The 14261-nt window shown below is 68.2% G+C and carries 7 protein-coding genes and 1 pseudogene (1 of these 8 only partly in view); 5 read left to right on the plus strand and 3 right to left on the minus strand.

The window, feature by feature from the left end; genetic code table 11:
• Together dnaK and dnaJ are read left to right on the plus strand one after the other, a co-directional pair.
• Positions 1-1592, plus strand: a pseudogene (dnaK, locus tag J7528_RS21695) (molecular chaperone DnaK) (it extends 375 nt beyond the left edge of the window).
• A gap of 160 nt (positions 1593-1752) precedes the next feature.
• Positions 1753-2913 carry a molecular chaperone DnaJ gene (gene dnaJ / locus J7528_RS21700; protein ID WP_291878864.1) on the plus strand — a complete coding sequence of 387 codons (1161 nt, stop codon included), beginning with the start codon at positions 1753-1755 and terminating at the stop codon, positions 2911-2913.
• Between the two features lie 70 nt (positions 2914-2983).
• Here dnaJ and J7528_RS21705 read toward each other — a convergent pair whose 3' ends face one another.
• Complete coding sequence (locus J7528_RS21705; protein ID WP_291878867.1) at positions 2984-3436, minus strand: hypothetical protein; 453 nt, start codon at positions 3434-3436, stop codon at positions 2984-2986.
• A complete protein-coding gene (locus J7528_RS21710; protein WP_291878868.1) occupies positions 3414-3848 on the minus strand; it encodes a hypothetical protein in 435 nt (144 codons plus the stop codon). Before J7528_RS21710 ends, J7528_RS21705 begins: the two co-directional genes overlap by 23 nt.
• Before the next feature lie 256 nt (positions 3849-4104).
• Here J7528_RS21710 and mutS point away from each other — a divergent pair, with 256 nt between their 5' ends.
• On the plus strand, positions 4105-6816 hold the full coding sequence (mutS, locus tag J7528_RS21715; protein ID WP_291878871.1) for a DNA mismatch repair protein MutS: 2712 nt from the start codon (positions 4105-4107) through the stop codon (positions 6814-6816).
• 20 nt (positions 6817-6836) lie between these two features.
• Positions 6837-9659 carry a [protein-PII] uridylyltransferase gene (locus tag J7528_RS21720; protein WP_291878874.1) on the plus strand — a complete coding sequence of 941 codons (2823 nt, stop codon included), beginning with the start codon at positions 6837-6839 and terminating at the stop codon, positions 9657-9659.
• 299 nt (positions 9660-9958) lie between these two features.
• Here the strand turns inward: J7528_RS21720 and J7528_RS21725 are convergent, their stop codons facing one another.
• The gene (locus tag J7528_RS21725) at positions 9959-12388 is read right to left on the minus strand and encodes a glycoside hydrolase family 9 protein (RefSeq protein WP_291878877.1); all 2430 of its coding nucleotides are present in this window, start codon (positions 12386-12388) and stop codon (positions 9959-9961) included.
• Positions 12389-12538: 150 nt separating this feature from the next.
• Between J7528_RS21725 and murJ the strand changes: the two genes are divergently transcribed.
• Positions 12539-14173: a murein biosynthesis integral membrane protein MurJ gene (gene murJ, locus J7528_RS21730; RefSeq protein ID WP_291878880.1), complete on the plus strand. Its 1635-nt coding sequence runs from the start codon at positions 12539-12541 to the stop codon at positions 14171-14173.
• The last annotated feature ends 88 nt before the right edge of the window (positions 14174-14261 follow it).

Genomic DNA, 14261 nt, shown 5'->3' on the forward strand with positions numbered 1-14261 from the left:
GCGCCCACGGCAAGGACTACAGCCCGCAGGAAGTGTCGGCCTTCATTCTGCAGAAGATGAAGGAAGCCGCCGAAGCCCACCTGGGCGAGCCGGTGACCAAGGCGGTCATCACGGTTCCGGCCTACTTCAACGACGCCCAGCGTCAGGCGACCAAGGACGCCGGCAAGATCGCCGGCCTGGAAGTCCTGCGCATCATCAACGAGCCGACCGCCGCCGCGCTGGCCTACGGTCTGGACAAGGACAACAACAAGAAGATCGCCGTCTACGACCTGGGCGGCGGCACCTTCGACGTGTCGATCCTGGAAATCGGCGACGGCGTCTTCGAAGTGAAGTCGACCAACGGCGACACCTTCCTGGGCGGTGAGGACTTCGACCTGCGCGTCGTCGACTATCTGGCCGACGAGTTCAAGAAGGAGCAGGGCGTCGACCTGCGCAAGGACAAGCTGGCCCTCCAGCGCCTGCGTGAAGAGGCCGAAAAGGCCAAGAAAGAACTGAGCTCGGTCGCCCAGTACGAAGTGAACCTGCCGTTCATCAGCATGAACGCCTCGGGTCCGCTGCACCTGAACATCAAGCTGTCGCGCGCCAAGCTGGAAGCCCTGGTCGACGACCTGATCTCGCGCACCATCGGTCCGTGCGAACAGGCTCTGAAGGACGCCGGCCTGAAGAAGAGCGACATCGACGAAGTGATCCTGGTCGGCGGCATGAGCCGCATGCCCAAGGTCCAGCAGGCGGTGCAGGACTTCTTCGGCCGCGAGCCGCACAAGGGCGTGAACCCCGATGAAGTCGTGGCGCTGGGCGCGGCCGTCCAGGCCGGCGTGCTGCAAGGCGACGTCAAGGACGTGCTGCTGCTGGACGTGACCCCGCTGACCCTGGGTATCGAGACCCTGGGCGGTGTGTTCACCCCGCTGATCGAACGCAACACCACCATCCCGACCAAGCGCTCGCAGACCTTCTCGACCGCCGACGACAACCAGTCGGCCGTGACGATCCGCGTGTTCCAGGGCGAACGCCCGATGGCCGTGGACAACAAGATCCTGGGTCAGTTCGACCTGGTCGGCATCCCGCCGGCGCCGCGTGGCGTGCCGCAGATCGAGGTCACCTTCGACATCGACGCCAACGGCATCGTGCAGGTCCACGCCAAGGACAAGGCGACCAACAAGGAGCACTCGATCCGCATCCAGGCCAATGGCGGCCTCTCGGACAGCGACATCGAGCGCATGGTCAAGGAAGCCGAGGCCAACAAGGCCGCCGACGAGACCAAGAAGAAGCTGGTCGAGGCCAAGAACCAGGGCGAGGCGATCCTGCACTCGACCGAGAAGGCTCTGGCCGAGCACGGCGACAAGGTCGGCGCGGCTGAAAAGGGCGCGATCGAGACCGGGATCACCGAGCTGAAGACCGCCCTGGAAGGCGAGGACGTCGAGGCCATCCAGGCCAAGACCCAAGCCCTGATCCAGGCTTCGATGAAGCTGGGCGAGGCCATGTACCAGGCCCAGCAGGGCGCGGGCGAAGGCGCTGACGGCGCTGAAGCCGCGGACGATGGCGTCGTCGACGCCGAGTTCGAAGAAGTCGACGACAACAAGCCGGCGAACTAATCGCCATGCGCGCGCCGCGGAACATGCTCGATAGGTCTGTTCCGCGGCCGCGACCTCTTGCCGCTTTGTCCGTGAACGCCTTGCGCCGGACGGCGTGCTATCCCACCTCTTCCCTTATCAACGCCACTTTCGTGGGCCTTTTGGGCGCCAGACGCTGACGATGCGCGACTATTACGAAATCCTCGGCGTGACCCGGACCATCGACGAAGCTGGCCTGAAGTCCGCGTTCCGCAAACTGGCGATGGAGCACCACCCTGACCGCAATGGCGGCTGCGAGAACGCGGCCGGGCGGTTCAAGGAGATCAACGAGGCCTACAGCGTCCTCTCCGACCCGCAGAAGCGCGCGGCCTATGACCGCTTCGGCCATGCCGGCGTGAACGGTCCGCAAGGCGGCGGCGCGGGCGGCTTCGGCGGCCAGGGCTTCGACGCCAGCGATATCTTCAATGATGTCTTTGGCGACGTGTTCGGCGAAATGTTCGGCGGCGGTCGTCGCCAGCAGAACGGCCCGCAACGCGGCCAGGATCTGCGCTACGACCTGGAGATCTCCCTGGAGCAGGCCTATGCCGGCGCCGAGGTCGAGATCAAGGTGCCCGCCGCCATGACCTGCGAGGTCTGCGAGGGCTCGGGCGCCAAGCCGGGCACAAGCCCTACCGTCTGCGGCACCTGCGGCGGCGCCGGGCGCGTTCGGGCCACCCAAGGCTTCTTCGCGGTCGAGCGCGGCTGCCCGCGCTGCGGCGGCTCGGGCCGCATGGTCCTGGATCCCTGCACCAACTGCCACGGCCATGGCCAGGTGCGCCGCGAGCGCATCCTGTCGGTCCGCATCCCGGCCGGCGTCGACGACGGCGCCCGCATCCGCCTGGCGGGCGAGGGCGACGCGGGCGCGCGCGGCGGTCCGCGCGGCGACCTCTACATCTTCCTGTCGGTGACCCCGCACGAGCTGTTCGAGCGCGATGGTCTGGATCTGCTGTGCACCGTGCCGGTGCCGATGACCACGGCCGCCCTGGGCGGCGAGATCGAAGCCCCCTGCCTGCTGGGCGGCGAGACCTGCGACGGCCAGTGCAAGATCAGCGTCTCGGTGCCCGAAGGCGCCCAGACCGGCAAGACCGTCCGCCTCAAGGGCAAGGGCATGCCGTCCCTGCGTAGCCGCCAGCGCGGCGACCTGGTGGTCGAACTCTTCGTCGAAACCCCGACCCACCTGTCCGCCCGTCAGAAAGAACTGATGCGCGAACTGGCCGGCCTGTGCGGCGAGAAGCAAAACCCCAAGTCCTCCAGCTTCGCCGGCAAGGCCAAGCGGTTCTGGGAAGAGGTCACGGGGAACTAGGAGGCCTCAGATCGGGCCGGAGCTGGGTCCTTAAGCTTGGGCCTCGCCGGCCATCTAGTCCTGCGAAGAGCTAAAAGTACTGCGCATGCAGCTCAGCCTGTTGAGCTGCTTGGAGATCTTTGAGAGCGACTTCCTGTAGCTTGGTCTCGATGGCGTACATCGGTATCTGCCAGTAGCTGTAGACGGTCGCCACGTCCTCTTGGACCGCGTCTTGGCTGACCAATTTCGCTTCAATCAGATCGCCAATGGTCTGCTTGATCAGCGCATCAGATTCCATCGCATGCTCCGGCCCTGTGAACGGCTTTGCCGCCCAAGTGCGGTGGATAATCTCAAGGCCACTAGCGTCGAATGCTCCGAGTTTCTGCAAGGCTCTAACGACCTGCAGTACTGCGGGTTGGAGATTCCAGATCGGATCAATGGAGAACCGCTGCGCTGGGTCGTTCCATTCGAAGCTGCCGTCGTGGTTGCGTGTGAGGTCGGCATAAAGCCGCGCCTCGCGGTCATATAGGCGAGAATTCGGCATAGCCTTCGATGTAGTGAGAGGCGCGTTCGCGATCGACATACGTCCGGAGTTCATTGACATCGGTCGGGCGCCAGCCGCAGGCCGTTGCATAGATCAGCCGTGTTCCATGATCGTAGAACACTCGGAGCATGCGCTGGGCCGGGTCGGATAGGCCGAGTGGGCAACGCACGTAGTCAAGAAGGATGAGGATTTTTGCCGCTTCCTCTGCAGCGTGGCCTTGAAGGATTTCGCGCACCCGGGCGTTCTCGTCATTGACGCGCGAGGCGGCATAGAGAGCTTCGGCGCTGGTGAGGAGAATAGGAAGCCCTTCGGCGATCACGTTCCAACGTTGTTTGGGCGGCATATTCGCGAGCGCACGCAACTGACGCATGCCGATGTCGATGGATTTAGACGGGGCGGCTATCGGATCCATCGTTCCTCCACTGCCGCATGGCTCTGACTAGGTATGTGCTTGACCTCAATGGTTGAGCAACCTTGGTTGGCCAATCAGTTGTCAAGGCTCCCTTGACAACTGGGGCAGTTAGTAAGTGTCGCTTACCAACTGCTACCCAGAAGCTCGGGGCTGTGCGTCAGGGGATAACTTGCAAAAAATGCAATTAATTTTCTCCACAGGCCGCGCGACAAACACCCCTTAACGCCACCCGCGACGCTCTGTAGTTTCGGGCGTCATGAACGCGCACACGACGCCTACGCCTGCAGCCCAGCTTGACCCCACCGGCGCGACGCCGGTGATGCAGCAGTTCTTCGAGATGAAGGCGCGGCAGCCCGATGCGTTGATCTTCTTCCGCATGGGCGATTTCTACGAGCTGTTCTTCGAGGACGCGTACAAGGCCGCCGCCGCGCTGGGCATCAGCCAGACGTTCCGGGGCACGCATGCGGGCCAGCCGATCCCGATGGCGGGCGTGCCGCAGCACGCGGCCGAGGCGTACCTCTCCAAGCTGATCCGCATGGGCTTCAAGGTCGCCGTCTGCGAGCAGATGGAAGACCCGGCCGAGGCCAAGAAGCGCGGCTCCAAGTCGGTGGTCCGTCGCGACATCGTCCGCGTCGTGACGCCGGGCACCCTGACCGAGGACGGCCTGCTGGACGCGCGCGGCGCCAACCGCCTGGCCGCCGTCGCCATCCGTGCCGGCCAGGCCGCCGTGGCCTCGGTCGAGCTGTCGACCGGCGAGGTCGAGGTCTTCGCCCTGGCCAAGGAAGCCGTCGCGCCGATCCTGGCCGCCCTGGCCCCGTCCGAGACCCTGGTCGCCGACCGCCTGCTGTCCGATGACAGCCTCTCCCAGACCCTGAAGATCTGTGGCGGCCTGGTGCAGCCGATGCCTTCGGCCCTGTCCGAGCCGCAGGCTTCGGAAGCGCGGGTCAAGCGCCTCTACGGCGTCGACACCTTGGACGGCTTTGGCGGGCTCACCCCGGCTGAGATCGGCGCCCTGGGCCTGATCGCCGCCCACCTGGAAATGACCCAGGCCGGCAAGCTGCCGGCGCTGCGCGCGCCCCGTCGCGCGGCCGACGCCGACGTCATGGCCATCGATCCGGCCACGCGCGGCAGCCTGGAGATCGACCGCACCCAGACCGGCGACCGCAACGGCTCGCTGCTGGCCTGTATCGACCGCACGGTAACGGCCGGCGGCGCCCGGATGCTGGCCTCGCGCCTGGCCCGGCCGCTGCTGGACGTCGCCGCCATCGACCAGCGTCTGGACGCGGTGGAGTGGTTCGTCGAGCACCGCCAGCTGCGCCAGCGCCTGCGGGAAGTGCTGAAGGGCGCCGGCGACATGGCCCGCGCCCTGTCGCGCTTGGCCCTGGGTCGGGGCGGTCCGCGTGATCTGGGTTGCCTGCGCGACACCCTGAAGGTCGGCGAGCGCCTGGCCGGCATGGCCGGTGGTTCGCCCGATCCGCTGTCGCCGCCGCCGTTCGAGCTGGAGCACGCCTTCAAGGCCCTGACCCCGTCGTTGCACGAGGGCCTGTCGCAGTACCTCAACATCCTGGAGCAGGGTCTGGGCTCGGATCTCCCGGCCCTGGCCCGTGACGGCGGTTTCGTCGCCGCCGGCATCCGTCCGGAGCTGGACCAGGCGCGCGGCCTGCGCGACGATAGCCGAAAGGTCATCGTCGCCCTGGAAGCCCAGCTGACCGTCGAGAGCGGCGTGCCGCTGAAGATCCGCCACAACGGCGTGCTCGGCTATTTCGTCGAGGCCACGGCCGGCAAGGCCGACCCGCTGTTCCAGCCGCCACTGAACGCCACCTTCATCCACCGCCAGACCCTGGCCAACCAGGTGCGCTTCACCACGGTGGAGCTGGCCGATCTGGACGCTCGCATCGCCCAGGCCGCCGAGCGGGCCCTGGCCATGGAAGTCGCCGCTTTCGAGGATTGGCGCGAGCAGGCCCGCCTGCTGGCCGACGCCATCCAGATCGCCGCCGAGGCCCTGGCCCGCCTGGACGTCGCTTCGGCCCTGGCCGAGTGGGCCGAGGACGCTGGCGCGGTCCGTCCGCAGGTCGACGCCTCCTACGCCTTCGACGCCAAGGGCGCCCGTCACCCGGTGGTCGAGGCCGCCGTCAAGCGCGCCGGCGACCCCTACACGCCCAACGACTGCTGCCTGGACGCCTCGGGCGAGACCGGCGCGCGCCTGTCGATCGTCACCGGCCCGAACATGGCCGGTAAGTCGACCTTCCTGCGCCAGAACGCCCTGTTGGCGATCCTGGCCCAGTCGGGCTGCTACGTGCCCGCCGCCAGCTTCCGGCTCGGTGTCGTCGATCGCCTGTTCAGCCGCGTCGGCGCCGGCGACGACCTGGCCCGGGGCCGCTCGACCTTCATGATGGAGATGGTCGAAACCGCCGCCATCCTCACGCAAGCCGGCCCGCGCTCGCTGGTCATCCTGGACGAGATCGGTCGCGGCACCGCCACCTATGACGGCCTGGCCATCGCCTGGGCCTGCGCCGAGGCCCTGCACGACACCAACAAGAGCCGCGCACTGTTCGCCACGCACTATCACGAGCTGGCGACGCTGGAAGAGCGGATGAGCTTCGTCTCCAACCTGTCCTTGCGGGCCAAGGAGTGGAACGGCGACCTCGTGTTCCTGCACGAGGCCGCGCCGGGTCCGGCCGATCGCTCGTACGGCGTGCAGGTGGCCAAGTTGGCCGGTGTACCCGGCCCCGTGGTCGTCCGCGCTCGCGAGGTGCTGGATCGCCTGGAGAGCAAGGACCAGTCACCGGCCAAGCTGGACGACCTGCCGCTGTTCGCCGTCAGCCAGGCCGCCGCCGTCGCCCAGGCGCCCGCCAAAGCGGCGCCGAGCGTTGTCGAGGACACCTTGTCGGATCTGGACGTTGACGGCATGAGCCCGCGCGAGGCTCTGGAGGCCCTCTATCGTCTTAAGGGTCTGCTCAAGACCTAGCGCGTAACCATATAGATCACATGCCCCGTCGCCTCCGCCCCACCCGCCTGGAACACGTCGTCGACGGTCACGCCCTTCGGGCCCGCCTGTCGGCCGCCGCCCTGGATTCCATTGGCAACGAGGCCGAGCAGCGCTCACGGGCCATTGAGATCCTGAAGCAGGCGCTGTTTCGCGGCCGAATGATCGCCAAGGAGCGGCTGGAGAACGGCGCCAGCGGCGTCGAGACCGCTCGCCTGCTGTCGGGTGTCACCGACGAGGTGATCACCGCCCTCTACGACTTCACCACGGTCCACGTGTTCCGGGCCCGCAACCCTACCGAGGGCGAGCGCCTGTGTCTGCTGGCGGTGGGCGGCTACGGCCGGCGGACCCTGGCCCCGTTCAGCGACATCGATCTGCTGTTCCTGCGGCCCTACAAGCAGACGCCGCACGCCGAGAGCGTGATCGAGTACATGCTGTATGCGCTGTGGGACCTGGGCTTCAAGGTCGGCCACGCCTCGCGGACGATCGAGGAGTGCGTGCGCCTCTCGAAGGAAGACTTCACGATCCGCACCTCGATCCTGGAGGCCCGCCGCCTGACCGGCGACGAGCGCCTGGCCGAGGACCTGAAGAAGCGCTTCCGCGACGACGTCATGAAGGGCACTGGCGCCCAGTTCGTGGCCGCCAAGCTGAAGGAGCGCGACGATCGCCAGGCCCGCGCCGGGACCAGCCGCTACATGGTCGAGCCCAACGTCAAGGAAGGGAAGGGTGGCCTCCGCGACCTGCACACCCTGATGTGGATCGCCGAATATCTGCACCCGGTCGACAAGCCCGAGGACGTCTTCAAGATGGACGTCTTCTCCGGTCGCGAGACCAAGGCCTTCATCCGCGCCTTCGACTTCCTGCACGCTGTGCGCGCCCACCTGCACTTCACGACGGGTCGGCCCGAAGAGCGCCTGACCTTCGACCTGCAGCCCGAGATCGCCCGCCGCATGGGCTATGGCGACCGGGGTGACGCGCCGGCGGTCGAGCGCTTCATGCGCCGCTACTTCCTGATCGCCAAGGAGGTCGGGGCCCTGACCCGCGCCTTCTCGGCCAAGCTGGAAGCCGAGCACTTCAAGAACGAGCCCAAGGGGATTTCCCGGTTCCTGCCGGGCGCCCGGCCCAAGCGCAAAGCGCTGGAGATCGAGGGTTTCTTCGAGGACAACGGCCGCCTGAACATCGAGGGCCAGGAGGTCTTCGAGGCCGATCCGGTCAATCTGATCCGGCTGTTCAAGATCGCCGACGAGCGCGACCTGGATTTGCATCCGGACGCCTTCACGGCGGTGACCCGGTCGCTGAGCCTGATCACCTCGCGGGTGCGCCGCGATCCCGACGCCTGCCGGACGTTCCTGGACCTCTTGGCGCGCGGCAAGCGCAGCTATCGCACCCTGACCCTGATGAACGACGCCGGGGTGCTGGGCCGCTTCGTGCCGGAGTTCGGCCGGGTCGTGGCCCAGATGCAGTTCAACATGTACCACTCGTACACGGTGGACGAGCACACCCTGCGGGCCGTGGGCGTCATCGGTGACATGGCCGCGGGGCGCCTGGTCGAAGACCACCCGCTGGCGGTGTCGATCATGCCGCTGATCGAGGACCGCGAGGCCCTGTTCCTGGCCATGCTGCTGCACGACACCGGCAAGGGCGGGGTGGGCGGCCAGGAAAAGGCCGGGGCCCGCTCAGCCCGCAGCGCCTGTGAGCGCCTGGGCGTCGACCGCAGCAAGGTCGAGCTGGTCGCCTGGCTGGTCGAGAACCACCTCGTCATGAGCGACTTCGCCCAGAAGCGCGACGTCTCTGACCCAGGCACGGTCGCGGCCTTCGCGCGGATCGTCGAGAACCCCGAGCGTCTTCGCCTCTTGCTGGTCATCACCGTCGCCGACATCCGCGCCGTGGGGCCGGGCGTGTGGAACGGCTGGAAGGGCCAGCTGCTGCGCGAGCTCTACAATGCCACCGAGGCGGTGTTCCGAGGCGGACGCGGCAGCGACGCCGCCGCCAATGTCCAGCGCCACCAGGAGATCGCCGCCGAGACCGCGCGCGCCGCCCTGCTGGAGACCGATCCGGCCGCTATGGGCTGGGCGACGGCGATGGAGAACGCCTACTTCTCGGCCTTCAGCCAGGAGGACCTGTTCGAGCACGCCGCTCTGGCCCGCCGCGCGGCCATCCAGGGCGGAGCCGCCGCCGAGGGCCGGGTGCGCTCGGGCCAGAACGCCGCCGAGATCGTGGTCGCCGCCAAGGACCGTCGTGGCCTGTTCGCCGACCTGGCGCTGGCCATCTCGTCCCTGGGCGGCAATGTGGTCGGGGCGCGGGTCTTCACCTCCCGCCAGGGCCAGGCCCTGGACGTGTTCTATGTGCAGGACGTGACCGGCGCGCCGTTCGGCTGCGAGAACCCGCGGGCCCTGCGCCGCCTAGCCGACGCCCTTGAGGCCGCCGGTCGTGGCGAGCCGCTCTCCGTGGAACCGCGTCGGGGCGCCGAGCAGAGCCGCGCCGCCGCCTTCGCCATCGCGCCGGCCGTGGTGGTCGACAACGAAGCCTCCAACGACGCCACCGTGGTCGAGGCCTCGGGCCGCGACCGCCCGGGCCTGCTGCACGCTTTGGCCAAGACCCTGGCCGAGAGCGGCCTCTCGATCCAGTCGGCCCATATCGACGGCTATGGCGAGCGGGCGGTCGACGCCTTCTACGTCCAGACGGCCGAGGGCGGGAAGGTGACGGAGACCCGCAAGGTCAACGCCCTGAAGGCCGACCTGCTGGCGGCTTTGGAGCAGAACGAGGCGACGGCCCCGGCGGCCCGCGCCGGCTTGCGCAAGGCCCGGGCCAGCGTCGCGCGGTAGGGCCGGTCGACATTCAAGTCTGAGCCATCCCCCTACCCGCTCATCCCCGCGAAAGCGGGGACCCAAGCGGCCTTTGCCTGTCCGCCCCCACCCAACCTCCGTCATTCCCGCCCTTGTGGAGGGAACCCTTGGTTCAGCTGACACACGAAGGGCAAGCGGACTGCTCAGCAGCCCGTCCCCTACTGCACTTGCGTGCGGATAGAGGGGTTCCCGCCACAAGGGCGGGAATGACGGGATGTATTGTTGGGCTCGGCTTGGGTCCCCGCTTTCGCGGGGATGAGCGGCGTTCTGGGAAAGCCTCACTGCCCCTGGGCGATCGCGTCCGCCGTCAGGGCCAGCAGCATGTAACCGGACGCGACGTTTACGACATACTCGTTCTCGCCCCACAGGAAGGGCCAGTCTTCCTTGTTTTCGGGCAGGTCGGGCTTGATGATCAGCACGCCCGGCACGACGCCGCCGGCGATGAAGCTGAAGTCGGCGCGGTTGTTGCCGTAGGCCACTTCCTTGGACTGGGTCCCGACGCCGGAGACCAGCGACAGGTTCGAGCCCGGATGGGTCCCGAAGAGATAGTCGAGGGCGCGATAGACGCCGTCGGCGGGGACGATGGCGGGGAAGGCCTTGCGCAGGGCCGCGTGGGTCAGGCCCGCCTCGACCACCTGGCCGCTGCCGGCCCAGCCGGCGGTCCCGATGAAGACCCCGAACGGATTGGCCGTCGCCAGCTTGGCGTCCTCGGCCAGCCAGGCGCGCACGGCCGGCTCCATCCGGGTCTTGTAGGCGGCGGGCATGAACGGGATCGCCTGGACGGCGGTGCGGGCGTTGAACGCGAAGCGCCTTTCGACCTCGGGCCACATCGCGTCGATGCGGGCGGCGTATTTCGGGTCCTTGGTCGTGGCCAGCAGCTCGACCGTGGCGTCGAACTCCTCGTCGACCAGGTGGCCGCCGGTGGTGTTGCCATGGCGGAAGTCATTGGGGGCGTGGGTGTGCTCCTCGTCCCAGACGCGTTTGGCGATGGCCAGGCTTTCGTCGGCCAGGGCGTCGTCGGCGCCGCGCAGGGCCCGGCTGGCGGCGGCGAGGGCGGCGATCGAGCCGTAGTTCAGGGCCGTGGACTTGCTGGTGAAGGCCCAGCGGTCGTCCTTGTTGCCGGGGATGCCGTCGGTCTTGGTCACCGCGTCGCCCAGGTGGGTGTACTGCTCGACGTCGGGCTCGACGATGCCGTTGGTGGCGTGGCCGACGGCCTTGTGCTGGGCGACCAGCTGCAGGACGCCGTGGCGGATCTGCTGAACGAGGTCGGGCTTGCCGTCGGGGATGTGCATCTCGACCCGGCGCGCAGCGTCGTCGACGCTGGTCTGATCGCGGGTGGGACGGAAGGTCTCCCAGGTCTCGACCATGTTGCGCACGACCGCGTACTGGGTCTGGGTGCGGATGTCGAAGTCGCCGGCGTCGAACCAGCCGCCGATGTTCAGGCCGGGGATGTGCTCGCCCGGCTTGAACGCCGTGTCGGTGGTCGGGCCCTGGGCGTAGAGGTCCAGGTGCTCGTGGTTCACCGGCGCCTGCAGGGCGTCGTCCTTGTGCGCCTCGCCGTGCCAGACGCGGTAGGCCTCGTTGACGAACATGTGGTCCATGGCGACCGGGAAATAGACGTCCAGGGTCGGATGCCAGGCGTCGGCATAGACGTCCGGCCCGATGCGGAACGGCGCGCTGCGGGTCCCGCCGTACTCGACCACATAGGCGCCGGGCTGCTTGACGCTGGTGAAGTCGAAGCGGCCGTAGTTGTAGCGCAGGTAGCGGCCCCAGGGCTTGACCGGCGCCTCGAGAGCGGTGGTGAAGGCGCCGGCATCGGAGATCCGCAAGAGCCTCGCGGTGGCCTTGGCCTTGTCGGCCGCATCGAGCTCGATCACCGCCGTCTTGGTCTGGCTCGGGGCGTAGCCGACCTGCGAGTGGGCGATCATCGGCGGCCGCACCCAGGCGGCGTCGGCCTGGGGCGTCAGGGTCCATTCCAGCACCTTGCCGGTCTGGCCCGAGGGCAGCAGGCCGCGCGCCACGAACCAGCCGTTCTGGGCCTGGTTGCGGCCGTCATAGAGGGCGATCGGCGTTGCGGAGGTCAGGGTCACGCGGTGGCCGGCGTCTTCCGGCGAGAGCACCAAGCGCTTGCCTTGGGCGAGAGGCAGGGGCTCGGCCCGACCATCGCCCGGTCCCATGTCGCTGGCCGGATACAGCGGGAAGACGCCCGCCTTGCCGTCGGCCATGAAGGTCTTGCGGAAATAAGCCGACGGCAGGAATTCCAGGTTGAAGCCGGCCTTGCCTTCCAGCGCCTTGGGCAGGGGCTTGTCGATCACGATGCTGACCACGACGCTGGCGCCGCGCGGCTCGGACCGGATCACGTAGCGAAAGCCGTGCTCGGCATACTCCAGCGTCGCCTCGACCACGCCGGTCTTGGGATCGACCTTGCGGTCCACGAGCTTGCCGATCGGGTCCCACTGGCCGGGCGTGGGCGAGAGGCGGACATCGCCGTTGGTAGCCGTGCGCACGCCGCGCTGAACGAGCTCGACCCCGCTGATCTTGGCGTCGCTGAACAGGCTGTCGTACCAGTTGCTGAACACCAGCACCTCGGCGCCGGGCGCGGCGTAGTAGCCGGCCTCGTTCAGCTTCATCGGCGGCGCGGCCGTCTGGGCCAGGGCCGTCGTCGACAGCAGGCAGGCGAGCGACAGGGCGAGCGGAAGTCTGCGCATCAAGTTTCCTCCGGGCCCGTCGGACGCGAGCCTTTCCATCGAAGGTTGCGGGCCGAAGCGTCGCCGTCAATGAAAATTTGGTACCGGTCACATTTGTCGTATCAGCGGCGTGCTCTTGACGCTTCCTCGGCGCCGTCACAGAAGCCGGGAGTGACCGACACCGCGCCCCCCGCCGCCCCCGCTGAAGCTCCCGCGCCCAAGAAGGGTGGAGGTCTTCTCAAGTCGTCGGCGATCTATTCGGGCCTGACCCTGGTCAGCCGGTTCATGGGCTTCGCGCGGGACTTGGCGGTCTCGTACCGGATGGGGGCCAGCGCCACCCCGGCGGCCGACGCCTACAACGCCGCCCTGGCCTTCCCGAACCTGTTCCGCCGGTTCTTCGCCGAGGGCGCTTTCGCCGCGGCCTTCGTGCCGGCCTACGCCAAGTCGCTGCAGCGCGACGGCGAGGAGAAGGCCGACATCCTGGCGGCCGACGCCATGGCCACCCTGGCGGCCTCGACCATCATTATCACCGTCATCTGCCAGCTGGCCATGCCGTGGCTGATGATGCTGATCAGCCCGGGCTTTGGCTGGGGCACCGAGAAGTACAAGCTGGCGGTGCTGCTGACCCAGATCACCATGCCATACCTGCCGTGCATGGCCATCGTCGCCCACCTGTCGGGCGTCTTGAACGCCCGCGACCGCTTCATCCTGTCGGCCGGCGCGCCGATCCTGCTGAACATCAGCACCTTGATCTTCATCCTGCCCCAGACCTCGGCGGTGGGCGCGGCGACCTGGGGTTCGATCGGCGTGGTCGTGGCCGGCGTGGCGCAGGCCGCCCTGCTGACCTGGGGCGTCAACAAGTCCGGGGCCAAGGTCCACTGGCGGCTGCCGCGCCTGACCCCCGAAGTGCGCGAGCTGATCGGCAAGGCCATCCCCGGCGCCCTGGCGGCCAGCGCCACCCAGGTCAACATCTTCATCTCGGGCAACCTGGCCAGCCACGTCCCGGGCGGCCGCACCTGGCTGGCCACCGCCGACCGTCTCTACCAGTTGCCGCTAGGCCTAGTGGGCGTCGCCATCGGGGTCGCCCTGCTGCCGCGCCTGTCGCGCGCCGTGCACTCGGGCGACCGCGAGGACGCCCAGAGCGCCATGGACCAGGGCGTCACGCTCGCCATGGCCCTGACCCTGCCGGCCGCCGCGGCCCTGGTCGCCATGCCGGGCTTCCTGTCGGACGGCCTCTACACCCGGGGCCAGTTCACCGCCTTCGACGCCAGCCAGACGGCGGCGGCGCTGTTCTTCTATGGCCTGGGCACGCCGGCCTTCGTGCTGCAGCAGCTCTATTCGCGCGCCTTCTTCGCGCGCGGCGACACCAAGAGCCCGATGCGGTTCGCCCTGATCTCGGTGGCGGTGAACATCGCCTTCGGCGTCGTCCTGTTCCAGCTGGTCGGGGTCAAGGGCATCGCGGCCGCGACCGCCATCGCCTCGTGGATCAATGTCGGCCAGATGGCCTTCGGCCTGTCGCGCAAGAAGGACTACAGCCCGACCGGCCAGACCTGGTCGCGCCTAACCCGCATCCTGCTGGCCAGCCTGGGCATGGGCCTCTTGATGGCCGCCGCCTCGCACTATCGCGACCTGATCGAGGCCCCGCTGCGCGGCATCGGCCTGACCGGCCACGCGCTGGGCGCCAAGGAGTTCGCCCTGGCGCTCACCTGCCTGGCCGGCGCCCTGGTCTATCCGCCGCTGCTGTTCCTGTTCGGCGGGGTCAAGCCGTCCGAGCTGAAGGCGGCGCTGCGCCGGGGCAAGGCTTGATCCGTGGGGCTGAGGAGGCTAACCAGCGGGGCATGGCTCCGATCGGTCTCTTCTCGCCGCGATGGCGCGGCTCTCTCTGACTTCGATC

This window comes from Caulobacter sp. (assembly GCF_017744445.1).
In the GTDB taxonomy this organism is placed as follows: domain Bacteria; phylum Pseudomonadota; class Alphaproteobacteria; order Caulobacterales; family Caulobacteraceae; genus Caulobacter.

Excerpts from the sequence above, each read along its gene's own strand:
- mutS (WP_291878871.1), top strand. The coding sequence starts at position 4,105 with ATGAACGCGCACACGACGCCTACGCCTGCAGCCCAGCTTGACCCCACC.
- J7528_RS21720 (WP_291878874.1), top strand. The coding sequence starts at position 6,837 with ATGCCCCGTCGCCTCCGCCCCACCCGCCTGGAACACGTCGTCGACGGT.
- J7528_RS21705 (WP_291878867.1), bottom strand. The coding sequence starts at position 3,436 with ATGCCGAATTCTCGCCTATATGACCGCGAGGCGCGGCTTTATGCCGAC.
- J7528_RS21710 (WP_291878868.1), bottom strand. The coding sequence starts at position 3,848 with ATGGATCCGATAGCCGCCCCGTCTAAATCCATCGACATCGGCATGCGT.
- J7528_RS21725 (WP_291878877.1), bottom strand. The coding sequence starts at position 12,388 with ATGCGCAGACTTCCGCTCGCCCTGTCGCTCGCCTGCCTGCTGTCGACG.
- dnaJ (WP_291878864.1), top strand. The coding sequence starts at position 1,753 with ATGCGCGACTATTACGAAATCCTCGGCGTGACCCGGACCATCGACGAA.